The sequence below is a fragment of the Arthrobacter sp. 9MFCol3.1 genome (assembly GCF_000620385.1).
GTDB lineage: Bacteria > Actinomycetota > Actinomycetes > Actinomycetales > Micrococcaceae > Arthrobacter.
In genome coordinates this window covers 463,480-486,616 of the sequence record NZ_KK211131.1, presented here as the reverse complement: position 1 = coordinate 486,616, position 23,137 = coordinate 463,480, and the positions used below count along the sequence as shown (strand labels likewise).

The 23,137-nt window shown below is 67.9% G+C and carries 24 protein-coding genes and 1 tRNA gene; 13 read left to right on the top strand and 12 right to left on the bottom strand.

From position 1 onward, the window contains the following. Positions 1 to 101: 101 nt before the first annotated feature. Positions 102 to 1,475 carry a DNA repair protein RadA gene (gene radA, locus C560_RS0119625; RefSeq protein ID WP_026539483.1) on the bottom strand — a complete coding sequence of 458 codons (1,374 nt, stop codon included), beginning with the start codon at positions 1,473 to 1,475 and terminating at the stop codon, positions 102 to 104. A gap of 76 nt (positions 1,476 to 1,551) precedes the next feature. Further along, positions 1,552 to 2,679, bottom strand: a complete 1,128-nt coding sequence (locus tag C560_RS0119620) for an FUSC family protein (RefSeq protein WP_026539482.1) — start codon at positions 2,677 to 2,679, stop codon at positions 1,552 to 1,554. 260 nt (positions 2,680 to 2,939) lie between these two features. Here C560_RS0119620 and pstS point away from each other — a divergent pair, with 260 nt between their 5' ends. The 4 genes from pstS to pstB all read left to right on the top strand — a co-directional run bounded on the left by pstS (position 2,940) and on the right by pstB (position 7,137). Beyond that, positions 2,940 to 4,061 (top strand): phosphate ABC transporter substrate-binding protein PstS, encoded by a 1,122-nt coding sequence (gene pstS, locus C560_RS0119615; RefSeq protein ID WP_026539481.1) that lies wholly within the window; start codon positions 2,940 to 2,942, stop codon positions 4,059 to 4,061. Between the two features lie 208 nt (positions 4,062 to 4,269). Then, a complete protein-coding gene (gene pstC, locus C560_RS0119610; protein WP_026539480.1) occupies positions 4,270 to 5,202 on the top strand; it encodes a phosphate ABC transporter permease subunit PstC in 933 nt (310 codons plus the stop codon). Next, the gene (gene pstA, locus C560_RS0119605) at positions 5,203 to 6,312 is read left to right on the top strand and encodes a phosphate ABC transporter permease PstA (RefSeq protein ID WP_026539479.1); all 1,110 of its coding nucleotides are present in this window, start codon (positions 5,203 to 5,205) and stop codon (positions 6,310 to 6,312) included. It begins immediately after the preceding gene. 45 nt (positions 6,313 to 6,357) lie between these two features. Further along, positions 6,358 to 7,137 carry a phosphate ABC transporter ATP-binding protein PstB gene (pstB, locus tag C560_RS0119600; protein ID WP_026539478.1) on the top strand — a complete coding sequence of 260 codons (780 nt, stop codon included), beginning with the start codon at positions 6,358 to 6,360 and terminating at the stop codon, positions 7,135 to 7,137. Between the two features lie 11 nt (positions 7,138 to 7,148). Here pstB and C560_RS0119595 read toward each other — a convergent pair whose 3' ends face one another. The 3 genes from C560_RS0119595 to C560_RS0119585 form a co-directional block, all read right to left on the bottom strand. Further along, entirely contained in the window at positions 7,149 to 8,162 is a 1,014-nt protein-coding gene (locus tag C560_RS0119595) for an inorganic phosphate transporter (protein ID WP_197026200.1), read from the bottom strand. A gap of 4 nt (positions 8,163 to 8,166) precedes the next feature. After that, on the bottom strand, positions 8,167 to 8,784 hold the full coding sequence (locus C560_RS0119590) for a DUF47 domain-containing protein (RefSeq protein ID WP_018774896.1): 618 nt from the start codon (positions 8,782 to 8,784) through the stop codon (positions 8,167 to 8,169). 401 nt (positions 8,785 to 9,185) lie between these two features. Next, on the bottom strand, positions 9,186 to 9,839 hold the full coding sequence (locus C560_RS0119585) for a hypothetical protein (protein WP_018774895.1): 654 nt from the start codon (positions 9,837 to 9,839) through the stop codon (positions 9,186 to 9,188). Positions 9,840 to 10,041: 202 nt separating this feature from the next. Here C560_RS0119585 and C560_RS0119580 point away from each other — a divergent pair. From C560_RS0119580 to C560_RS0119570, 3 genes are all read left to right on the top strand, one after another. Further along, positions 10,042 to 10,114 (top strand) — tRNA-Lys (locus tag C560_RS0119580). A 188-nt stretch (positions 10,115 to 10,302) separates the two neighbouring features. Further along, the gene (locus tag C560_RS0119575; RefSeq protein ID WP_026539476.1) at positions 10,303 to 10,797 is read left to right on the top strand and encodes a MarR family winged helix-turn-helix transcriptional regulator; all 495 of its coding nucleotides are present in this window, start codon (positions 10,303 to 10,305) and stop codon (positions 10,795 to 10,797) included. Between the two features lie 142 nt (positions 10,798 to 10,939). Then, complete coding sequence (locus C560_RS0119570) at positions 10,940 to 11,179, top strand: hypothetical protein (RefSeq protein ID WP_155855833.1); 240 nt, start codon at positions 10,940 to 10,942, stop codon at positions 11,177 to 11,179. Between the two features lie 79 nt (positions 11,180 to 11,258). On the opposite strand, the gene C560_RS0119565 is transcribed toward C560_RS0119570, so the two are convergent. Then, a complete protein-coding gene (locus C560_RS0119565) occupies positions 11,259 to 12,359 on the bottom strand; it encodes a lactonase family protein (RefSeq protein WP_026539474.1) in 1,101 nt (366 codons plus the stop codon). 254 nt (positions 12,360 to 12,613) lie between these two features. Between C560_RS0119565 and C560_RS0119560 the strand changes: the two genes are divergently transcribed. Then, entirely contained in the window at positions 12,614 to 13,444 is an 831-nt protein-coding gene (locus C560_RS0119560) for a putative protein N(5)-glutamine methyltransferase (RefSeq protein ID WP_026539473.1), read from the top strand. A gap of 40 nt (positions 13,445 to 13,484) precedes the next feature. Here the strand turns inward: C560_RS0119560 and C560_RS22480 are convergent, their stop codons facing one another. The 5 genes from C560_RS22480 to C560_RS0119535 all read right to left on the bottom strand — a co-directional run bounded on the left by C560_RS22480 (position 13,485) and on the right by C560_RS0119535 (position 16,816). After that, positions 13,485 to 13,916: a hypothetical protein gene (locus tag C560_RS22480; RefSeq protein WP_043423428.1), complete on the bottom strand. Its 432-nt coding sequence runs from the start codon at positions 13,914 to 13,916 to the stop codon at positions 13,485 to 13,487. 193 nt (positions 13,917 to 14,109) lie between these two features. Further along, a complete protein-coding gene (locus C560_RS0119550) occupies positions 14,110 to 14,373 on the bottom strand; it encodes a GlsB/YeaQ/YmgE family stress response membrane protein (RefSeq protein WP_018774889.1) in 264 nt (87 codons plus the stop codon). A gap of 150 nt (positions 14,374 to 14,523) precedes the next feature. Next, positions 14,524 to 15,495: an aldo/keto reductase gene (locus tag C560_RS0119545; protein WP_026539472.1), complete on the bottom strand. Its 972-nt coding sequence runs from the start codon at positions 15,493 to 15,495 to the stop codon at positions 14,524 to 14,526. Positions 15,496 to 15,591: 96 nt separating this feature from the next. Further along, positions 15,592 to 15,801, bottom strand: coding sequence for a dodecin (locus C560_RS0119540; RefSeq protein WP_011690139.1), 210 nt, complete (start codon positions 15,799 to 15,801; stop codon positions 15,592 to 15,594). Positions 15,802 to 15,853: 52 nt separating this feature from the next. Next, entirely contained in the window at positions 15,854 to 16,816 is a 963-nt protein-coding gene (locus tag C560_RS0119535) for an SGNH/GDSL hydrolase family protein (protein WP_231494401.1), read from the bottom strand. A 136-nt stretch (positions 16,817 to 16,952) separates the two neighbouring features. Here C560_RS0119535 and C560_RS0119530 point away from each other — a divergent pair, with 136 nt between their 5' ends. Then, positions 16,953 to 17,210: a metal-sensitive transcriptional regulator gene (locus C560_RS0119530; RefSeq protein ID WP_018774886.1), complete on the top strand. Its 258-nt coding sequence runs from the start codon at positions 16,953 to 16,955 to the stop codon at positions 17,208 to 17,210. A gap of 35 nt (positions 17,211 to 17,245) precedes the next feature. On the opposite strand, the gene C560_RS0119525 is transcribed toward C560_RS0119530, so the two are convergent. Then, a complete protein-coding gene (locus C560_RS0119525) occupies positions 17,246 to 17,956 on the bottom strand; it encodes a FadR/GntR family transcriptional regulator (protein WP_026266681.1) in 711 nt (236 codons plus the stop codon). A gap of 191 nt (positions 17,957 to 18,147) precedes the next feature. On the opposite strand from C560_RS0119525, the gene C560_RS0119520 reads away from it, so the two are divergent. The 4 genes from C560_RS0119520 (at position 18,148) to C560_RS0119505 (ending at position 23,055) form a co-directional block, all read left to right on the top strand. Next, positions 18,148 to 19,635 (top strand): four-carbon acid sugar kinase family protein, encoded by a 1,488-nt coding sequence (locus C560_RS0119520; protein ID WP_026539470.1) that lies wholly within the window; start codon positions 18,148 to 18,150, stop codon positions 19,633 to 19,635. A gap of 52 nt (positions 19,636 to 19,687) precedes the next feature. Further along, positions 19,688 to 20,587: an NAD(P)-dependent oxidoreductase gene (locus C560_RS0119515; protein WP_026539469.1), complete on the top strand. Its 900-nt coding sequence runs from the start codon at positions 19,688 to 19,690 to the stop codon at positions 20,585 to 20,587. A gap of 117 nt (positions 20,588 to 20,704) precedes the next feature. Continuing rightward, the gene (locus C560_RS0119510; protein WP_018774882.1) at positions 20,705 to 22,171 is read left to right on the top strand and encodes a GntP family transporter; all 1,467 of its coding nucleotides are present in this window, start codon (positions 20,705 to 20,707) and stop codon (positions 22,169 to 22,171) included. Then, on the top strand, positions 22,171 to 23,055 hold the full coding sequence (locus C560_RS0119505) for a class II fructose-bisphosphate aldolase (protein ID WP_026539468.1): 885 nt from the start codon (positions 22,171 to 22,173) through the stop codon (positions 23,053 to 23,055). The genes C560_RS0119510 and C560_RS0119505 overlap by 1 nt, the downstream gene beginning before the upstream one ends. Positions 23,056 to 23,137 lie beyond the last annotated feature (82 nt).

Here is a 23,137-nt window from a genome sequence, read left to right as displayed (position 1 = left end):
GGGGGGTATCTATGGCAAGGGGTCATTTTCAGGATTCGGCGGACCCCGATAACCCGCGTCATCCCGGGCCTGCGGCCCCCCGGCCTCTGTGGCTCAGCTGATCAGCTGATCAGCAGCCCCAGGGCCTCGGCCAGGTGGCCGACTTCGCGGACGGAGAAGCCGGCGGGTACCGGTCCGTGTCCGCTGGGGCTGGCCGGCACCACGGCATGGGTGAAGCCGAGCCGGTGCGCCTCCTGGATCCGCTGGTTGATGCCGGGCACCGGGCGGACTTCGCCCGCCAGGCCCACCTCGCCGAAGGCTATGAGCCGCTGGGGGAGCGGCTTCCTGGCCTTGGCCGACGCCACCGCCAGGGCCACGGCGAGGTCCGTGGCGGGTTCGCTGAGCTTGACCCCGCCGACCGTTGCCACGTAGGAGTCGTCCTTGTTCAGCAGGCAGCCGGCGCGCTGCTGCAGGACGGCCAGGAGCATCGCCACGCGCGAGCTGTCCAGTCCGCTGGTGGCGCGGCGGGGCTGGGAGCTGGCGCTTTCGGCGAGCAGCGCCTGGACCTCGGCCAGCAGCGGTCGGCGGCCCTCCAGCGTGACTGTGATGCAGGTTCCCGAGACGGGCTCCTTGGTCCGGGAGACGAACAGTCCGCTGGGATCGGCGAGGCCCTCGATTCCGTCTTCGTTCAGATCGAAGCAGCCGACGTCGTCGGTGGGCCCGTAGCGGTTTTTGACCGCGCGCAGCAGCCGCAGCCGCGAGTGCCGTTCGCCTTCGAACTGGCAGACGACGTCCACGAGGTGTTCCAGCAGCCGGGGTCCGGCGATGGAGCCGTCCTTGGTCACGTGCCCGACCAGCAGTGTGGTCATGTTCCGGCGCTTGGCCGCCGCGATCAGGGACGCCGCCACCTCGCGCACCTGGGACACCCCGCCGGCGCTGCCCTCGACGTCGGCGCTGCTGAGGGTCTGCACGGAGTCCACCACCAGCAGCCGCGGCTCCAGCTTCTCCACCTGCCCCAGGGCCTGCCCCAGGTCGGTCTCGGCGGACAGGTACAGGGATTCGGCCACGGCGTCGATCCGGTCCGCGCGGAGTTTGACCTGGGCCGCGGATTCCTCGCCGGTGATGTAGAGGACGTCCTGGGCCGTCCGGGCGAACTTGGCCGCAACGTCCAGCAGCAGCGTGGACTTGCCCACCCCGGGCTCGCCCGCCAGCAGGATCACGGCGCCGGGCACCAGCCCGCCGCCGAGCACGCGGTCGAGTTCATCCACGCCGGTGGGCAGGAAAGCGGCGGTAGTGGCGTCGACGTCGGCGATCCGGCGGGCCGGTTCCAGGACCGTGGTGGCCGCCGTCGTCCGGGCGACGGCGGTGCCGGTCTCCTCCACGCTGCCCCACGCCTGGCACTCGCCGCAGCGGCCCACCCACTTGGCCGTCGTCCAGCCGCACTCGGCGCATTTATAGCCGGGCGCCTTCGGCCCCCGGGAAGTCTTCGTAGCCATTGGTCCACACTATCGGGGGCCAGCGACAATGGACCGCGTCGACGGGCCCTCGCGCCAGCTACAGCGGCTACAGCGGCTACAGCGGGGGAAGGATGTCCCGGGCTTCCTTGGAATCCAGCCCGGCGGCCTCGAGCAGGTCCACCATGAGCGGGCGGAACAGCATGACCACCGTTTCGCCCTCGAGCAGCTGGACATCCAGCATCCGCGGATGCAGGCGGACGGCGATCTCCCGCAGCTCGGACCGGGCCGTGCGCAGGTGGGCGCGGCGGGCGCCGTCGTGCACTTCCGCCAGGCCGAGCGAGAGTTCGTCGACGGCGGCGGCCGTCTCCTGCAGGACCTCGGCGATGTTCTGGGTGGCCTCGTCCGAGAGCGCCGCATGGTTGATGGCGCTGGTCAGGCGGCGCGCAAAGACCCTGCTGTTGCGCAGCGCGAGGTCGATGTAGTCCAGCGACTGCTCCATCTGGTCCAGTTCGTCCCGGTGCCGCCGGTAGGCGGGGGCCAGGGTTGCCACTTCGCCGGAGGCACGCAGCGACTGGCGCATGGCGTCGACGAGCGGCTGGCAGTTCCGGCCCCGGATGAGGGCATGCCAGGCCTGGGTGGAGTCACTGTAGCTCAGCGCCGACGCGCATTCCCGCAGCACCTCGGCGAGCTCGTGCAGGAGCTTCTTGACGTCACTGCGGGGTTCACGCCGGGGATCCTTGGGGACGAGGATGGTCACCAGGAGCGCGAACGCCCCGCCCACGACGGCGTCGATGCTGCGGGTGAACGGGCCCCCGATCGGCGCGGGCAGGAGCACCACGAGCACCGACTGCAGGCCCAGCTGGGTGGTGAAGATCGTCCCGCTGTCCAGGAACCTGGCCAGCAGGATGGAGAAAAGGAGCACGACGGCGGCCTGCCAGATTCCGGAGCCCAGCCAGTGCAGCAGCAGGTCCCCGACCACGATCCCGATCGTGCAGCCCATGCCCACCTCGATGACGCGGCGCAGCCGGGGGTCGCGGGAAAACCCGAGCGCAATCAGGGCTGACGTGGCGGCAAACAGCGGCGCGGAATGGCCCAGGACGTATTCGGCGAACGCGTAGGCGCCGACGGCGCAGGCGGTCATCTGGATGGCCGGGACCAGGGAGTTCCGGCTCCGGACAAAGCCGGTGCGGACCCGGCCGCGCAGGAATCTTGCGCTTGCGGAGAGTCCAGTCGCGGAGGCCATGCCCTCCAGTCTATTTGCTGCCCCGGGGGCGGCCGTCACCGGCCGCGGGCACTGTGCGGCCGATACGACTGTGACGCACAGAACACAATGGCTACCCGGCATATGTAAGCCAATAGTCCCGCGTCGTTTACCGGCCGTTCACTTTGGTCCGCAATTCTCTTCACCTGGGCCACCTACGGTCGGTAGAGGTACAAACCGTACGCATCCCTGCGGGCCTTCTCCGGGCCCGGCACTCCCAGCCCTGGAAGGGGTACAACTCAGTGAAGGCTCTCCGCTTCGGCCGCAACGCGGCTATCGCTGTAATCGCCGTTGGCGCACTTGCGCTGACCGCCTGCGGTTCGGACAACGCAACCAACACGGCCCAGACTGCTGCGCCGTCTGCCTCTGGCCCCGCGGTCACCGGCACCCTGACCGGCATCGGTTCTTCCGCCCAGGGCGCAGCCATGGACGTCTGGAAGACCAACTTCGCCACCGCGAACCAGGGCGCCACTGTGCAGTACTCCCCGGACGGTTCCGGCGCCGGTCGCAAGGCGATCATCGATGGCTCGGCCCAGTTCGCCGGCTCCGATGCCTACCTCAAGGATGAAGAGCTCGCCAGCTCCAAGGAAAAGTGTGGTCCCGACGGAGCCATTGACATCCCGGTCTACATTTCCCCGATCGCCGTGGCCTTCAACGTCCCTGGCATCACCGACCTGAAGCTCGACGCCCCCACCGTTGCGAAGATCTTCCGCGGCGAGGTCGCCAACTGGAACGACCCCGCCATCGCGGCCATGAACCCGGGCGTCCAGCTTCCGGATCTCAAGGTCACCCCGGTGAACCGCTCTGACGACTCCGGCACCACCACCAACTTCACCGACTACCTGTCCGCCGTCGCCCCCGAGGTTTGGACCGACAAGGCAGCCGGCGTCTGGCCCGCGAGCCTGAAGGGCGAGAACGCCAAGGGCACCTCCGGCGTCGTCAAGACTGTCACGGACACCCCCGGCGCCGTGACCTACGCCGACGACTCCGCTGTCAGCGGCAAGCTCGGCACCGCGCAGATCAAGGTCGGCGACTCCTTCACAAAGATCTCCGCCGAGGCAGCTTCCAAGGCAGTCGACCAGGGCAAGCCGGTCGAGGGCCGCAACGCCAACGACCTCGCCATCAAGCTGGACCGCACCACCACGGTCGCGGGCGCCTACCCGATCGTCCTGGTGTCCTACCACATCGTCTGCACCACCTACGACACGCAGGCCACCGCTGACCTGGTCAAGGCCTTCGTCAAGTACGCCGCCTCCGACGCGGGCCAGCAGGCCGCCGCCGACGCCGCCAAGTCGGCGCCGCTGTCCAAGACCCTCCAGGACAAGGCAATGGCTGCCGTCGACTCCGTCAAGGCCAAGGCCTAGGGATACGCTGCGCCGCGAGGCAAAGTGGAAAAGGCATAGTGGAAACACGAGCCTGATCGAGGTTCCCTGCATCATGGCGGCCGTCAACGGCGGCCGCCATGGAGCAGGGAACTGACGCGTTTGTTCCATAGATCAAGATTTGCCGGGCACCGGCCGCGGAGGCCTCCCCAGCCGCCGCCCGGATCCATCCAAACCGAAGGACCGTGAAGTGACCACCACCTCCCTGACCAAGTCCCGGGGCGCAGGCCAATCCGGTGACAAAGTCTTTTCCGCAGCCACCTTGGCAGCAGGGTGTTTGATCCTCGTCGTGCTCTTCGGCGTGGCACTGTTTCTGGTGATCCAGGCGCTGCCGGCCCTTGTGGCTCCGGGGGACAAGATCCAGGGCGGCGAAGGATTCTTCACCTACATCTGGCCGCTTGTCATCGGCACCCTCATCGCTTCGGTGATCGCCCTCGTGATCGCGACGCCGATCGCGATCGGCGTCGCGCTGTTCATTTCGCACTTCGCGCCGCGCAAACTCGCCTCCGGCCTGGGCTACGTGATTGACCTCCTCGCCGCCATCCCGTCCGTTGTCTACGGCGCCTGGGGCGTTGCGTTCCTGGCCAAGGAAATCTCGCCGTCGTACAACTGGCTGGCCGCGAATATGGGCTGGCTGCCGATCTTCCAAGGTCCCGCCTCCGCCACCGGCAAGACCATCCTGACGGCCGGAATCGTGCTTGCCGTCATGGTCCTGCCGATCATCACCTCCCTGACCCGCGAAATCTTCCTGCAGACCCCCAAGCTGCACGAAGAGGCCGCGCTGGCGCTCGGGGCCACCCGCTGGGAGATGATCCGGATGACCGTGCTGCCGTTCGGCCGGCCCGGAATCATCAGCGCCGTGATGCTGGGACTGGGCCGGGCCCTCGGCGAAACCATGGCCGTCGCGCTGGTGCTGTCCTCCGGGGCCCTGACCGCCAGCCTGATCCAGACCGGCAACCAGACCATCGCCGCCGAAATCGCCCTGAACTTCCCCGAGGCCAGCGGGCTCAAGGTCAACACGCTGATCGCCGCGGGCCTGGTGCTGTTCGTCATTACCCTCGGCGTGAACATGATTGCCCGGGGAATCATCACCCGGCACAAAGAATTCTCGGGAGCCAACTAAATGACCGCCACCCTGACTCCGGTACGCAAGCGCTCGGCGCTGACCAAGGGCCAACTGCCCAAGGCCGCGCCGTACATTGTCCTGGCCGTTGCCTTGATCCTTGGCGCGGCGATCCTCGCGCTGATCGGCTTCAATGCCTTCGGCTGGGGAATCGTCTCCGCCATCCTCTTCACCGCCGGCCTGGTGGGCTGGAGCCTTGTTGTGGAAGGCGCCCGCAAGGCCAAGGACAAGCTGGCCACCTGCCTGGTGGTGGGGGCCTTCCTGATTGCCCTAGTGCCGCTGTTCTCGGTGATCTGGACCGTGCTGGTCAACGGGCTCCCCGGGCTCCTGGATCCCGGTTTCCTCACCACGTCCATGAACGGGGTCACCGGCGCCTTCGACAACAAGACGGTCGAGGAAGGCGCCCCCCTGCTGGGCGGCATCTACCACGCGCTCCTGGGCACCTTGCTCATCACGGTGCTCGCCACCCTCATCTCGGTCCCGGTGGGCCTGCTGACCGCGATTTACCTGGTGGAATACGGCGAGGACCGCGCACTGGCCAGGGCCATCACCTTCTTCGTGGACGTCATGACCGGCATTCCCTCGATTGTCGCCGGCCTGTTCGCCGCCGCCGCGTTCTTCGCGGTGGTCGGCCCAGGCACCAAGACAGGCGCCGTGGCCGCCGTCGCACTGTCGGTACTGATGATCCCGGTGGTGGTCCGCTCCAGCGAGGAAATGCTCAAGATCGTGCCAAACGAACTCCGCGAGGCCGCCTACGCCCTCGGCGTCCGCAAGTGGCGGACCATCCTCAAGGTGGTCCTGCCGACGGCGATTTCCGGCATCGCGTCCGGCATCACCCTGGCGATCGCCCGCGTGATCGGCGAAACCGCGCCGATTCTGGTCACCGCCGGATTCGCGACCACCATCAACGCCAACGTGTTCAGCGGCTGGATGGCCTCGCTGCCGACCTTCATCTACACCCAGATCCTGAACCCCACCTCGCCGTCGAACCCGGATCCGTCCTCCGAGCGGGCCTGGGGCGCGGCCCTGGTGCTCATCATCCTGGTGATGCTGCTCAACCTCGGCGCCCGCCTGATTGCCCGCATCTTCGCCCCCAAGACAGGCCGCTAGGCCACCGCGCCCGCCGCCCCAACCTCCAGCAAGTGAAGGAACACCATGTCTAAGCGCATCGACGTCAAGGACCTGAACGTCTACTACAGCAAATTCCTGGCCGTCGAAGACGTTAACATCAACATCGACGCCAAGTCCGTCACGGCCTTCATCGGCCCCTCAGGTTGCGGCAAGTCCACCTTCCTGCGCACCCTGAACCGTATGCACGAAGTCATTCCCGGCGCGAGGGTTGAAGGCGAAGTACTGCTGGACGGGGACAACCTCTACGGCCCCGGCGTCGACCCGGTCACGGTCCGGTCCCAGATCGGCATGGTCTTCCAGCGCCCGAACCCGTTCCCCACCATGTCCATCCGGGACAACGTGCTGGCCGGCGTGAAGCTGAACAACACGAAGATCTCCAAGGGCGAGGCCGATGTCCTTGTGGAACGGTCCCTGCAGGGGGCCAACTTGTGGAACGAGGTCAAGGACCGTCTGGCCAAGCCCGGCTCCGGGCTGTCCGGCGGCCAGCAGCAGCGCCTGTGCATTGCGCGCGCGATTGCCGTTGAACCCCAGGTGATCCTCATGGACGAGCCCTGCTCCGCCCTGGACCCGATCTCGACTCTGGCCATTGAGGACCTCATCAACGAGCTCAAGGACCAGTACACGGTGGTGATCGTGACGCACAACATGCAGCAGGCGGCCCGCGTGTCGGACAAGACGGCCTTCTTCAACATTGCCGGCACCGGCAAGCCGGGCAAGCTGATCGAGTTCGGCGACACCCCCACGATCTTCAGCAACCCGACCGAGAAGGCCACCGAGGACTACGTCTCCGGCCGCTTCGGATAACCTGCAGCGCCTTACAGGCCGGCCAGCGTCGAGAGCGCCAACTGCAGGATGAACGCGGCGGCGGCGGTGGCAATCGGGGTCAGGACCCAGAACCCCAGGATGCGGATCACCAGCCGGCGGTTGGTGCCCGGGAAACACTGGTTGGCGCCGGCGCCCAAGGTTGCCGCCGTCACCGTATTGGTGGTGGAGACAGGCCAGTGCAGCCCGATCGCGCCCACCAGCAGCATCACCGCGCTGTACATCTGCGCGACGGATCCGCGCAGGGGGTCGATCCGGGTCAGCCGGTAGCCGATGGTGTAGGAAATCCGCCACCCGCCCGCCAGGGTGCCCGCCGCCAACAAGATGGCCGTCAGCAGGGCCACCCACATAGGCACTGAACCGCCGTCGGAGAGCCCGGCCGCCAGCAGCGCCAGGATCACGACCGCGCTGATGCGCTGGCCGTCCTGCAGCCCGTGCCCAAAAGCGACGGCGCCGGCGGCGACCGCCTGAGCCCGCCGGGAGCGGGTGTTGACGACGTTGGGCGGCGTGTAGCGGGCGGCCCAGCCCGCAGGCCAGACCAGCAGGAACGAGCCTGCATAGGCGATCACCGGTGAGATCAGCAGCGGGAGCACCACCTGGGACAGGAGCGAGGCGTCCACGCCGGTGACGGGGTTCCCGCCGACGGCGACGCTCGCGACCCCCGCCCCGGCGAGCCCGCCGACCAGGGCATGGGTGGAGGACGCCGGGATGCCGCGCCACCACATGTAGAGGCCCCAGAGGATGGCACTCAGCAGCGCGGCGAGGAGAATCGTCAGGCCATTCGTGCCCGTCGGCAGCGTCAGCCACACCTGGGTGACGGCCAGGGCCAGGGCGGCGCTGAGCGCGGCCCCGATGAAGTTGAACAGGCTCGCCAGCAGCACCGCCACCGTGGGAGTCAGCGACCGCGTCCGCACCGCCAGCGCCACCGACGAGGACGCGTCCCTGAAACCGTTGAGGAAGGCGAAGGCCCCGGCGCAGAGCAGCACCAGGGCAAGGAAGAAGAGCATCACGTCAGGATTCCTTGACGATGATGCTGCCCACCTGGGTGGCGATCCGGCGCATGTCCTTCGTGACTTCCACGAGCTGGTTCGCGACGTCGCGGTTGCGCGCGTACTGCATCGCCTTCATCTCGTGGAGCATGTCCGCGACCCAGACCCGGTGCGTCCGCTCGGCACGCTTGGCCAGGCGCAGGATCTCGATCCAGTAGTCCTCGAGATCGTCCAGGTTGTTCAGCCGCCGCATCGCATCGACTGTGAGTTCGGCCTGGCGGCTGATGATTTCCAGCTGGTCCGCGGCGCGTCTGGGCAGCCGTTCGAGCTTGTAGAGGGAAACGAGCTCGGCGGCGGCATCGAGCTTCTCCATGGCCTCGTTGAGGAACCGGGACAGTGTGTACATGTCCTCGCGCGGCAGCGGGTTCACGAAGCTGGTGCGCATGTGGGTCAGGAGGGCAAAGTGCAGCTCCGCCGATTTTGCCTCGTGGTTGTGCATGTCCTCCACCAGCCGGGCATGCTCACTGGCCGGGGCGCCGAGGATCTCTGAGAGTGTTCCGGTCCCCAGCACGATCTGGTGCGCCATTTGGGAGAGCAGGTTCAGTCCGGCGGACTCCTGGGGGAACAGGCGCAGCTTCACGTGGTGTCACCGGTCTTCCGGGAGGAGGTTCGCGGGTGGAGTCGGCCAGCCGTGTGACTTGACGGAGACCGGTGCATACGCATTACTTTACCGTCCGCTGCGGGTCCGGACCGGCCCGACGCGGCATGTGACGGTGCAGGCGGAAAACAGGCTAAAAACAGGAAGGAACGTGAGCGAGGCAGGCGATCAACGGGCAACGAGGGCATGAAAATGGTGCCGAACCGGATACGCCTCTCGGCGGTAGGCCGCTCTAGGCGGCTAAATGTTGAAGCCCGGGGGTTTCGCGGTTCGGCACCGCTTTCAGTTTTCTACGTAGGTTCATGCAAGTCAACATTGACAGCCAACCCACGTCGTGCGTGCCGCCCGGCATCCGGGCGCCTGCCGCCCGGGCCGGCTGGCTCTTAGTCCAGTTCGCCCAGCCGCCACGCATTGGCGGCGTGTTCGAGGTCCTCGGCCGTCTTGACCAGCAGATGCGAGTTGCGGGTGAGTTTGCTGGCGTGGTTCTCGTTGCTGTGCTCGGCGTTGTCCGCAAGTGTCGCCTGGCCCAGGGCCACCACGCGGCAGAACGCTGCGGAGCGTTCCAGTGCGACGTCGAATTCGCCGTCGAACGCCCCGGACAGGATGGCGTCGGCCATGGATTTCATCTCGTCGGCGCCGGGCGGTTCGGCGGCACCGGCCACCACATGCGATACCTGGGCCGTGTCCTTGCCCGCCTTGAAGTAGACGGAGATCCGCTCGGGATCCTGGATGGTGGCGGCCCGCAGGGCGTACAGGCGCCACAGTGCGCCGGGGAGGGAGCGGGCGGGGCTTTCGGCCCACATTTCGGCGATCGCTTCCAGGCCCTGCTCATCGGCGAGTTTGACAAGCCGTTTGGTGACTTTAGGGTCGTCGCTGTCCCGGCCGCGGCGCACGAGCGCCTGCGCGGCCAGATGGGCCGCCTCCGAGACGCGGGCAGGATCGGCCCCTCCGGCGAAGGGCTCAAAGTCGATCGGTGCGAAGGGTTTCGGCTTGTGGTGCCGCGGGCCGGGGGCGCTTGATCCTGCTTGCTCGCTCATGCCCCCACGCTACTCCAGTGCCGCAAGGGAATCGAGGATCGGTGCGCGCAGCTGCCGGAGACCCGGAGGCCAGCGCCGCCGCTGCGGGCAACATGAAAAAACCCGGCCCAGGTCTGGGGTACAGTGTTAACGTCCAGAAATGGACTGGGCCGAAACGCGCCGCAACAGCGGATTTTATCCGCTGGTTCGGGGCCATCGGCTGGGGCCTTTAGCTCAGTTGGTAGAGCATCGGACTTTTAATCCGTGGGTCGTGGGTTCGATCCCCACAGGGCCCACTCTTTTAGCGAAGAGTGGAAAAACCCCGGTTTCCTGGCAACAGGAAGCCGGGGTTTTTTGTGCCTGCCCCGGGCCCATCCTTCCGGTCCTTTCCGATCGGTCCGGGGTCCCTGTGCTGCGGGGCGCTGTAACTGCGGCCGCCTGGATTGTACGGCTGGCTAGTTACCAGTTCCGCTAGGCTTGGCGAATGGACTCCCACGGCGCCTCCGGATACTGGTATGGCCCCGATGACAGCCTGGATCCTCCTGCGGCGATCCTGCAGGCCCTCCGCGACTATCGGATCTCGGAGGTCGCGACCAGGCGGTCCACCCGCGATTCGATGGGGATGGGTGAGACGGACCTGCTGGCCTTGCGGTACCTGCTGCGGGCCAGCGCGACAGGCGAGCGGGTTGGCCCGAAGGACCTCAGCCGTGTCTTGGGCATCACGACCGCTTCCACGACGTCGCTGATCGACCGGCTGGTGGCCAGCGGACACGTCCGGCGTGAGCCGCACCCGACCGACCGGCGCTCACTCGTGATCGTGCCGACGCTGGCGACGGATTCCGAAGTCCGCGCCACGCTTGGGCACATGCACCGGCGGATGATGGAGGTGGCCGAGTCCATGAGCGCCGAGGACGCCCGCGTGGTCATCACTTTCCTGCGCCGGATGAGCGCGGCCATCAGCACCGAGCGGCATAACTAGCTCGTTTAACTAGTTATATGTATGCTTACTACTTGGTTTTTCGATCTCAACGAGAGTAGGCGCCGTGGCTGAATCAGCAACCCTGACCGGGGACCCTGCGACAGTTCTCCCGCCCAACGCCCCGCTACACTGCGGCGCACCCATGCAGTGGACTTCGCCGGAGCCGGGTGCGATGCCCTCGTACTCCTTCGGGCCTGCGGACCCGTTCCTCGATCTTCCGGCCCTGTGGCGCTGCCCCTGCGGTTTCCAGCTCGACGGCGGGTTCCAGCTGGGGGAGGGGGGCCAGTTCGACGGCGGGTTCGACCTGGAGGGCATGCTCCAGCTCGATAGTGTCGAACAAGGTACCGATCACGGTGCTGCGGGGCTTGCCGCGGCCTGCTGACCCAGCCGCCTGCTTTCTCACCGCCTGCTCTTCACCGCCTGCTCTTCACCGCGAAACGCGTCGGCCGGGCGCCGGTTCCTCACTCCCCGGGCATAGGCCGGGCCCGCGCCGGCACCAGCGCGGTGGGGGAGTCCACCTGCAGCCGGTCCGCGGGGATACCCGGCAACCCTGATGCCGCGTCCAAGCGAAACGTCACGACGTCGCCGGAGCGTTCGTGGGCGACGTGCAGCAGGCCATCGCGGACCAGATGGTGCCGGGGCCAGTCGCCGCCGCTGGGGACATCGGCCACCGGACGCAGCGCCGCGCCTCCGGCCTCCACCTCCAGCACGCAGACCCGGTTCGAACCGCGGACGCCCACATAGGCGTGCCTGCCGTCGGGCGCCAACGCGATCTCGGCCGCCGAATCTTCCGGCTGCGCCCCGCCGGCGGTGGCGGGCCCGACGAAGCCGAGCCGGAAGTCCCCGGAGTCCGGAGACAACCCTGCCACAGCCACCTCGATTGAATACTCGGTCACCACAAAGACGTGGCCGCCCGGATGCTGGACCAGGTGCCGGGGGCCGCTGCCCTGCGGCAGGGCCACCTCATGGTCCAGGGCCGGAACCAAAGCCAGTCCCGGCCCGGAGCGGACATTCCAGATCCGCAGCAGGTCGTGGCCGAGGTCGGTGGTCATCACCCTTCCGTCGGCCAGCATGAGGGCCGCATGGGCGCGGCTGGGCCGCTTTTCCCTTTCGGAAGGTCCGCCGTCGGGAGCCTCCCCGTACGGGTCGCGCGATTCGACGCCGGCCGTCCGGCCCACGATGCCGCCGTCGGCGTCGAGCCCGTAGAACAGCACCTGGCCGTCGCCCCAGCAGCAGACCACGAGGAAGCGGCCGGAAGGCTCGACGGCGACATGGCAGGCCGCGTCACCGGCCGGCCACGCCGGGCCCGCGGGCTCCAGGCCAAAGGCGCCGGCCCGGCGGTAGGCCCGGACGGTCCTGGCGTGCTCGGCCACGGCATAGACCACAGGGAGTGACGGGTGGACCGCCAGGAAGGACGGCGAGTCGGCCGCCGCCGCAACACCCAGCCACCGCAGTGTGCCGTCGGCCGCCGCGGCAACCGCGCCGATCCCCGTACCGCGGCCGCCGGAATCTGCCGTGTAGGAGCCGGTCCAGATGAGATCGTGTGCAGGGATGGAGTCCATGTTCACATCCTGCCAGCCGGCGCTGCCACGGCATCCCAAACAGGCCCGGAAACGGGCGCCACAATTCGCCGCCGCAAACCGCAGGCCAAACACAGCTGGCCGCGGGCGGCTTCGGTAGCATGGGCAAATCGAGCAACTGCAGCAAAAGGAGGTGGGTCCCGTTCACGCAAGTCCAGAAAGGATGCCCGCCCAGCGCTGCCGGCTGCGGCCAGTTCACGGTGAGGGCGTCTGACACCCGACCGAAAGGCACTCCCATGCCAGTAATCCGCCATGTTTCCCCGCACGAGAGACTCACCGCCAAGCTCCGGGCAGCCGGCTGCGTGTTTGCCGAAGACGAGGCCCGCCTGCTGATCGACGCGGCCCCGACGCCGGAGGCGCTGGAACAGATGGCCGGGCGGAGGGTTGCGGGCCTTCCCCTTGAACACATTCTCGGTTGGGCGGAATTCTGCGGACTCCGCATCGCGGTCGACACCGGAGTCTTCGTGCCCCGTCGGCGGACGGAGTTCCTCGTCCGGCAGGCGGCTGCGCTGCTGGACGCAAGCCGCCTGGCGCTGAGCGCCGGGACGGCTCCGGTCGTTGTCGATCTCTGCTGCGGATCCGGCGCTGTCGGTGCGGCGCTTGCCGCCCTCGCCGGCCCCGCCGAGCTCCACTGCGCCGATATCGACCCCGCGGCCGTGGCCTGTGCGCGCACGAACGTCGTGCCCCTGGGCGGGGAGGTCCACGAAGGCGACCTCTATGGTCCGCTCCCGGCCGGCCTCCGGGGACGCGTCCGGTTGCTGGCGGTCAACGCCCCCTACGTTCCCTCGGCAGACATCGAAACCATGCCACAGGAGGCGCGCGTCCACGAGCCGCGGGCCTGCCTCGACGGCGGCGCCGACGGGCTTCAGGTGCAGCGGCGGGTCGCCGCCGGCGCGCGGCAGTGGCTCGCGCCCGGCGGCCACGTGCTGATAGAAACCAGCCGCCGGCAGGCCGCGCAGACGGCCGGAATCCTTCGCAGGCACGGACTCGCGGCCCGGGTGCTGCGCTCGGAGGAGCTGGGGGCCACGGTGGTGGCCGGCGCGCTGCTGCCCTCCGTCGGGCGGTAGCTGCTGGCAGAGGCGGCTACCGCGGCCCCTCAACAAACTCCTAGGGCAGTTTGTCCGGGTCCGCGCTGGTGGCGGGGCCCGCCGGGGTGGCGCCGCCCTCGTCCGACCAGTCCTGGCCGTCCTGATCGCTGAGCGCCGGATCGGAACGCACGTCGGGGGCCACAGGCACGGACGTACCCGGCGCGGTTGTTCCCTGCGTGGCCGCGGCGGGGCTCTCCTTGCCGGCGTCGCGGTGGATGGCCGAGCTGATGACCGTGCCTGCGCGCCGGGCGGCTTCACCGAGCTGCCCGGACACCTCGGGGGCCTTTTCCTTGAGCGTCTCGGCGGCTACGGCCACCTTGTCCTGGACCGGCTTGCTCTGCCAGAGCTCTGCCGACCTGGCCTTGAGCTTGTCATAGGCTGCGCGGCCTGACCGCGATCCCAGGACGTATCCTGCGGCCAGTCCGGTGGCGAAAAGAAATTTGCCCTTCATGCTGTGCTCCTGCTCCCTGACGTAGGTGGAAAGAAGATGTTGCTGAACAGTTCCTGGACGGCGCCGTGAACAGCGCCGTGAACAGTGCGTGGCGGTTCCTGCTCTTGCGGCCCGCAGGCCACCCTGCTGTCAAAATATTGCAAAAAACCGGCCCCGGGAATAACCCAGGGCCGGTTTCCGGTCAGTCTCCGTGTTAGCGGGCTGAGCGCTTGCTGATCATGCCGTAAACGAGCAGGACGATGATCGCACCGCCGATGGCCAGCAGCCAGGTCGACAGCGAGAAGAACTCGTTGATGCCCACGCCGAAGAGTGCGCTGCCAATGAAGCCGCCGAGCAGGGCGCCGACGACGCCCAGGATCAGAGTGATGATGATGCCACCGCCCTGACGTCCCGGGAGGATGGCCTTAGCGATGGCTCCGGCGATGAGGCCCAGAATCAGAAATGCGAGAAAACCCATTTTTCGTTCCTTCTTCTTTCATAGAGGAGGCACCCGGATCGCCGGGTGCGCTACATCCTTCTGCCCTAATACTAATCATGCTTAGTATCAAAGAGCCACCCGGCTCCCTGCGGGTGTGTCCGGCGGGGTGCCAAAACCGGCCCCCGCGCGCTACCACGCGTAGTCTTCCGGTGCCGTTCTGTGGCCCGGGAAAATCTCGTCGAGGCGCCTTAGCGCGTCGGCGTCGAGCTTCAATTTGTGCGCCCTGACGGAGGCTTCGAGCTGTTCAAGGGTGCGCGGGCCGATGATCGGAGCGGTGACTGCCGGCTGGTGGAGCAGCCACGCGAGTGCCACGTCCGCGGGTTCCTGGCCCAGTTCGGCGCAGAAGTCCTCGTAGCGCCGGATCTGTTTCTGGTGCGACTTGAGTGCATCGAGGGCCCGGCCCGCGATGCGGCGGACGCCGCCGCCCTCCTTCTTCAGCACTCCGCCGAGCAGGCCGCCGTGCAACGGCGACCATGGCAGGATCCCCAGGCCATACTGCTGTGCGGCAGGGATGACTTCCAGTTCCACGTCCCGGGTCAGCAGGTTGTAAATCGACTGTTCGCTGACCAGCCCGTTGTAGTTGCGGCGGCCCGCGGTCTCCTGCGCCCGGGCGATATGCCACCCGGCGAAGTTGCTGCTTCCGGAGTACAGGATCTTCCCTTGCTTGACGGCGACCTCGATGGCCTGCCAGATCTCATCCCAGGGCGTGTTCCGGTCCACGTGATGGAACTGGTACAGATCGATGTAGTCCGTCTGCAGCCGTTTCAGGCTGGCATCGAGCGCCCGGCGGATGTGCAGTGCCGAGAGCTTGGACTCGTTCGGCCTGTCCGTCATAGTGCCGAACAGCTTGGTGGCAAGCACCGTGCGCTCGCGGCGCTCGCCGCCTTGGGCGAACCAGCGGCCGAGTATCTCCTCCGTCCAGCCGCGGTGGCTCGACCCGCCATACACATTGGCCGTGTCGACGAAGTTGATGCCGGCGGCCTGCGCGGTGTCCAGGATGGCGAAGGCCTGCGTCTCCTCGGTCTGCGGGCCAAAGTTCATGGTGCCCAGGCAAAGGCGCGAGACTGTCAGGCCGGAGCGGCCCAGATGCGTATAGCGCATGAAGTTTTCCTCTCCGCCCTGGCCTCCTCTGCCCTGACGGGTTGCGGGTTTCTCCGGAGCGGGGCGGTGCGTGCCGTCCCGCTCCGGAGTCTGGCGTCAACGCTCCAGGCGGAACCCCAGCTTGATGGTGACCTGCCAGTCGGCGACCTGCCCGTTTTCCAGGTGGCCGCGGATCTCCTTGACTTCAAACCAGTCAAGGTTTCGAAGGGTCTTGGCGGCCTCGGCGATGCCGTTCCGGACGGCCGCATCGACGCCCTCGTTCGAGGTTCCGACAATTTCAGAAATGCTGTAAGTGTGATTAGACAACTTCGCTCCTCGTGATCGCCATCGATGCGCGGCTGTGGGCCGTTCCTGCAGACTAGCCGACCGAACCCGGCCGGACTAGGGGTTTGTGCCCGGAGTCCGGAACCCCGGGAAGCGGTCCCGGCAGCGGGCGTTTGGCCTGCCGGGGCGGGGTGTCTGCGCGCGGCCTGATCCGGCTCACCATCCAGGGCAGCATGTAGTGCGCAATCCAGGCCAGGTCACCGGCCCGGGCCTCCCGCCAGTTGCCCGGCGGCATCGGCTTGGGCTCCAGCGGGTGCAGGCGGTGTGGCACGCTGAGCGTGTCCAGGACCATGGCCGCAATGGTGTGGTGTCCGAGCGGCGAGAAGTGCAGGCGGTCCGGATCCCACATCCGCGGATCGCTCAGTTGCCGCAGGGCCCACAAATCAGCGATGACGACATCATGCCGGGCGGCGATGACCCGGATGTTCTCGTTGAATACCGCGACCTTCCCCCGGATGTGTCCGAACACGGCAGTCTCGCCCCAGTCCGGGCCGGTGAACAGGACCACCGTGGCCCCGGTGCCCGAGAGCACCGCCACGGCGTCGTCCAGGGCCGCGGCCATCCGGTCCGGATCGCCGCGGTGGAACACGAGATCGTTCCCGCCAGCGGAGAGAGAGACGAGGTCGGGCTTCAGGTTCAGGGCCGGTTCGAGTTGCTGGTCGAGGATTTCACGCAGGACCAGGCCGCTGATGGCAAGGTTTGCGTACCCGAATTCGCGGCGGCCCTCGCCGAGTTCCTCGGCAATGCGGTCCGCCCACCCCCGCATGCCCCCGGGGCTCAGCGGTTCCGGATCGCCGACGCCTGCCGTGAACGAGTCGCCCAAGGCGACATACCGGCTCCAGGGCCGTGAACGCGGGGCACCGGAATGCCCGCGTGCGGAGCTCTGATCCCCTGAATGCCACGGCCCCGCGGCGGGGATGTTGACGCCGGTATGGCCGGCGTCCGGCTCGAGGAACCTGGCGGCGTTCACATCACCAGCAATACGCCGATATTCCATGCCTCGCTAGGTACTTATGCCCCTAGCGAGGCGGCGTGGGGGGCGTCGGCGGCCGCGCGAGGCAGTCCGCCACCCGGGAGGCAAAATACTCGTGGGGGTATAATGTGGAGCCTGACGCATCGAACCGGAGGAACCCATGGAACTCGATCCCACCGACATGAAGCCCGTCATCAACCGGCTTCGCCGTGCCCAAGGGCAGCTCGCGGCAGTCACGAGGATGATCGAGGAGGGCCGTGACTGCAAAAGCGTCGTGACCCAGCTGGCGGCCGTGTCGAGCGCCCTGGACAAGGCGGGATTCTCCATCATTGCCACGGGCCTGCAGCAGTGCATGCAGCAGGAAGACCCCAGCCTGGACCGGGCCGAACTCGAGAAACTCTTCCTCTCGCTCGCCTGACACTGGACCTCTCGCTCGCCTGGCGCAGGCCCGCGTCAGGCGGGGCCACCGGCCAGCACGAAGGTCTTCAGATCGTCGAGCGTCTGCTGCATGTGGGCGTCCATGGCGTCGCGAGCACGGTGCGGGTCGCGGGAGGCCAAGGCGTCCGCGATGTTCTGGTGGTGCCCGATGGCGTGCTCCTGGATCTCCGGCACCTTGGATGTTTCCGTCCGCCGTTTTTCCAGCACGCGGTGCAGCGGTTCGAACAGCACGGCGACGAAGACGTTTTCCGAGGCCTGCAGGATCAGGTCGTGGAAGGCGAGGTCCTCCTCCACGAAGGCCGCGAGATCATTCCTCTCGTGGGCCAGCCGCATCCGGTCGACGTGCGCGCGGAGGGCCTGGATGTCCGAATCCGACATCCGCCCGGCAGCCAGTTCGCAGGCGCCCGTCTCCAGCATCCGCCGGAGCTCAATGAGCTGGATGGCGGCCGAGGCGTCGTTTGTGCCCTCCGAGGCGGCCCGCAGTACGGCGTCCAGGGAGCCCCAGCGGTTGACCGGGTTCACGAATGTGCCCCGGCCGCGTTCCACGCTGAGGATCCGCTGGGCTTCAAGGGTTTTCATGGCCTCGCGCACGGTCATGCGGCTGACTTCGTGCCGGGAGCTGAGCTCCAGTTCGCCGGGGACGCTCGCGCCGGGCGGAAACTCGCCGGCAATAATTCGGTCCAGCAGTTCGTCGGCCACAACGCCGACCAGCGATTTCCTAGCCAATTCTCCCCGTCCAGCGACTTGTTGCCTGATGGCGTGCTCCCTGATGGCCAAGTCTACTTGCGCGTCGTTGTGCCATATGCCACACTAGCATTCACATGCAAGATGTCTGACATCTTACATTTTTCCCCTGCTGCGGCTCGCGGAGAACCGCAGTTTTTCCACTGATAGATCCACACACAATGGAGTGCATAGTGCCCCTCGAAGCAGACGTGCTGGCCGCTTTCCCCGCGGAAATACAGATCCCCGCCCGGCTGGTGGCCGACAGCGTGGCCGCCTCCTCCGAGGCGTCCCCCCGACTCCTGGTCGTACTCGACGACGACCCCACCGGCACCCAGTCTGTGGCGAACCTGCCGGTCCTCACCCGCTGGGACGTGGCGGACTTTGCCTGGGCGTTCGCGTACGAAGTCGACGGCCAGCGCCAGCGCGCGGTCTACGTGCTGACCAACACCCGCAGCCTTGACCCTGCCGAGGCGGCTGCCCGCAACGAGGAGATCGTCCGCAACGCCCTCGCGGCCGCCGCATCCGCTGAACCCGCGCTCCGGCTCAGCTTTGTCAGCCGGAGCGATTCCACCCTCCGCGGCCACTACCCGCTCGAACCGGACGTCATCGCCGCCACCGTCACCGCCGTCAACGGCGAGAAGACGGACGGCGTCGTGATCGTTCCCGCGTTCCCCGACGCCGGCCGCGTGACGGTCGGCGGCGTGCACTTCACCCGCGGCACAGGCGAGGACGCCGGGCAGCTCACTCCCGTGGCCGAGACCGAATTCGCCCGGGACGCCAGCTTCGGCTTCGCCAACTCGGAGATGGCCAAGTACGTCGAGGAGAAGTCGAACGGCCGGTTCCCCGCGGACTCGGTGATCGTGCTGGATCTGGACATCATCCGGGCCTCCGCCGATCCGAAGATCTCCGCCAAGGCCATTGCCGATGCCATCGACGCCGCCACGGATTCGACTCCGATCGTGGCGGACATCGTCACCGAAAACGATCTGCGGGCCCTGGCCCTGGGCCTGGAAGAAGCGGAAAGCCGCGGCAAGAAGCTGCTCTACCGCGTGGGCCCGCCGTTTGTCCGGGCACGGATCGGCCAGGAAATCCGCACCGAACTCAGCGGCGAGGAAGCCTATGCGGGCAACACCCCCTCGGAAGCCGGCGGCCTGATCGTGGTCGGCTCGCATGTCGGTGTCACCACCCGCCAGCTCAACGCCCTCACCGAGCAGCACAGCGCGGCCCGGATCGTGGAGATCGACGTCGAAAAGCTCCTCGGTGACAACGCGGGGGAGTACCTGGACGAAACCGTTGACACGGTGGTCGCTGCCCTCCGCGGCGGCGACGTGATCGTGCACACAAGCCGGCTCCTGATCAAGACCTCCGACGCCGCCGAAAGCCTGCGGATCGCCCGCACCGTCTCGGCCGCCGTCGTCGCCGTGGTCAACCGCACGCTGAAGACCTTCCCGCCCCGCTTCGTGATCGCCAAGGGCGGCATCACGTCCTCGGACGTGGCCGCACACGGACTGGAAATCCGGCACGCGATCGTCCGCGGGCCCATGCTGCCGGGCATCGTCAGCCTGTGGGAACCGGTGGACGGTCCGGCCAAGGGCATCCCGTACATCGTCTTCGCCGGCAACGTGGGCGACGACCAGTCCCTCGCCGATGTCACGCGCAAGCTCAGCAACACCTTCTGACCCCGCACGATCAACACCGCACGCCACAACACGTCATTCGATGGAGAACACCATGACCAGCAACTACACCATCACCGTCCTGGGCCTTGGCGCCATGGGCCTGCCCATGGCCACGCGCCTGGCCAGCGAGCTCACCGTCCACGGCTTCGACATCGCCGAGCCGCGCCTGAAGCTGGCCGAAGAGGCCGGCATCCGCACGTTCGCCTCCGCACGGGAAGCCTCGGAAGGCGCCGACGCGCTGCTGCTGGCCGTGCGCAACGGTGAACAGCTCAATGATGTCCTGTTCGGCGAGAACGGCGTGGCCTCCGTGCTCAAGCCGGGCGCCGTCGTGATCCTGGGCAGCACCGTGGGCACCGAGGCCATCCCGGCCGCCGTCGACCGCCTGGCCGAATACGGCGTCGAACTGGTTGACGCCCCGCTGTCCGGCGGCCCCAAGCGTGCCGGCGAAGGCGACCTGCTGATCGTGGTGGGCGCATCGCCCGAGGCCCAGGAAAAGGCCCGCCCGGCCCTTGAGCTGCTGGCCTCCACCCTGACCGTGGTCGGCGACAAGCCCGGCGACGGCCAGGCCCTCAAGACCGTCAACCAGTTGCTCTGCGGCATCCACATCGCAGCCGCCGCCGAGGCAATGGCCCTGGCCGACGCCCTGGGCCTGGACCAGGCCAAGACCCTCGCCGCCCTCGAAGCCGGCGCGGCGGGCTCCTTCATGCTCTCCAACCGCGGCCCGCGCATCCTGGAGGCCTACACCGAGAACGGCGCCGAAGTCCTCAGCCGGCTGGACATCTTCGTCAAGGACATGGGCATCGTCGGCAAGGCCACCCGCGCAGCAGGCCTCGCCGCCCCGGTGGCCGCCGCCGCCGAGCAGCTCTACCTCCTCGGCCAGGCCCAGGGCCTCGCCGCCGCCGATGACTCCGCCGTCATCAAGGTCGTCGCGCCCACCAGGCGCACCGCCTAACCAGACTTTCCGCGCCCGACGACGGCGGTCCCCCCTCCGCCGTCGCCGGGTCCCACCCCGCCACTGTTCCCCAACGACTGACTCGTTGGGCGACATTGTCAAAGGAGACACCTCTTCATGACCCCCCTGCTCAATTCCCTGATGGTGCGCGCCGCAGACGCGCCCGTCATCAAGCCGGCCGTGGAGCTGGGAACTCCGCTGCTGCTGACAATCGCGGCCGCCGGCGTCGCCCTGCTGCTGGTGATGATCATCCGCTTCAAGATCCAGGCCTTCGTGGCCCTGCTGACCGTGAGCATCCTGGTGGCCGTGGCCGCGCAGATCCCGCTCAAGGACGTCTTCACCGTGGTGGCCGCCGGGGTGGGAGGCACCATGGGCAAGGTCGCCCTCCTGATTGCGCTCGGCGCGATCCTGGGCCGGATGATCGAGGTCTCCGGCGGCGTCCAGTCCCTCGCCGACCACTTCACAGCCAAGCTCGGCGCCCGGCGGGTGGCCGTGGCCCTCACCGCAGTCGGCTTCCTGGTCGCGATTCCGGTGTTCTTCGAGGTCGGCATCATCGTCCTGGTGCCGGTCGTCTACGCCTTCGCCAAAATCGCCAACGTCCACCCGGTGAAGTTCGGCCTGCCCATGGCCGGCATCATGCTGGCCATCCACGTGGCCGTGCCCCCGCACCCGGGGATTGTCGCCGGTGCCGGCGTGCTCGGCGCCGACATCGGACTGATCGCGCTGATCTCGCTGACGATCTGCGTGCCCCTGGGCTTCCTGTCCTACTGGGTCGCATCCATCATGAACCGCAAGACCTACGAGCTGCTGCCAGCCGTCAAAACCCAGGTGGACGAGTTCGGCTCAGCAACCGTGGTCCGTGTTGGTCACGAGGGCCCGGGCAGCAAAGCCCTGGCCCCGCCCCGTCCGGGACTGATCATCTTCCTCATCGCCACCCCGATCGCGCTGATCCTCCTCGGCACCGTCGGCACCCTCGTAATCGACAAGAACGACTTCTGGTACGGCGTCGCGGCGTTCGTCGGCAACCCCGTCTTCGCCCTTCTGGTTGCCGTCGCCCTGTCCTTCTACCTGCTCGCCGTCCGCCGCCGGTGGTCGCTCGTGGAAACCGGCGAAATCTTCGAAGGCGCCCTGCCGCCGATCGCCTCCATCCTCCTGGTGGTCGCGGCAGGCGGCGTGTTCGGCAGCGTCCTGCAGGTGAGCGGCATCGGCAAGGCGCTCTCCGAATCCCTCGACACGCTCGGCGTTCCGCTGCTGCTGCTTGGCTTCATCATCTCCCTCGCGCTCCGCGCAGCCCAGGGCTCGGCCACGGTCGCGATCGTCACCACGGCCGGCCTGCTCTCCTCCGCCGTGGCCGGGGGCGGCTACACGCCGGCACAGACCGCCGTGATCGTGATCGCCATCGGCTTCGGCGCCCTCGGCCTCTCCCACGTGACCGACGCCGGTTTCTGGGTGGTTGTGCGGTACTACGGGCTGACCGTCGCCGACGGCCTCAGGACCTGGACCGTGCTCACCACCGTGCTGGGACTGGCAGGCTTCGCCCTGACCTTCGTCGCCTGGATGCTGGTGGGGGGACTGAGCGCCTGATGCGTACCCAACTCGACACCCTGGTGGCCGGCGCCCTGCAGCAAGGCTCTGCCGTTCCGGCGTTCACCTGCTACGACTTCACCACCGCGCTCGCCGTGGTGGGGGCGGCCGAGGAATCCGGCCGTGGCGCCATCCTGCTGGTCGCGCCGAAGACCGCGGCAACGCCCAACGGGCTGCGGCTGATCGCCGCCCTGCGCGGACTCGCCGACGCAGCCTCCGTGCCGATTGCGGTGCAGCTGGATCATGCCACCGACCCGCAGGTGATCGCCGACGCCGTCAGCGCCGGGGCCGACTCGGTGCTGGTCGACGGGTCCTCGCTGCCGTACGAGGACAACATCGCCCTGGTCCGGAACGTCCGGGCCGCATTGGCGGCGCAGGGCCGGGCCGACGTCGTCATTGAAGCAGAACTCGGCGGACTCGCCGGCGACGAGGACCGGGCCTTCGGGACCGACGCCGCGGACAGCGCAGGCAGCACAGTGGCGGACGCCCCCGCGGGGCTCACCGACTCCGCCCAGGTGGAGGACTTCGTGGCCCGCACCGGGGCGCAGCTGCTCGCCGTGGCCGTGGGCAATGTCCATGGCAAGTACAAAGGCGAGCCCCGGCTGCGCTGGGACGTGCTGCAGGACATCGCCGTGCGGACCCGGATCCCGCTGGTCCTGCACGGCGCCTCCGGCATTCCGGCCGAGGAACTGGTCAAGGCCGCGGCGATGAACGTGGGCAAGGTCAACTTCAACACCGAGCTGCGCACCGGCGTCCTGGCGGTCCTTGAGGAGCAGACCACAGCGCACCGGGCCGACGGCGAGAACCTCCAGGCACTGCTGGGCCTGTGGAATGTCTCGGCCAGGACCTTCGCGGCCACCGCCCTGGCCACACTCTCGCGCTGACGCCCTGAACCGGCCCGCGACCGGCGCGCATCCGGGCCAAACTGCTCTGGCACTCATGGCGCCCCTCGCCGACAATGATGGC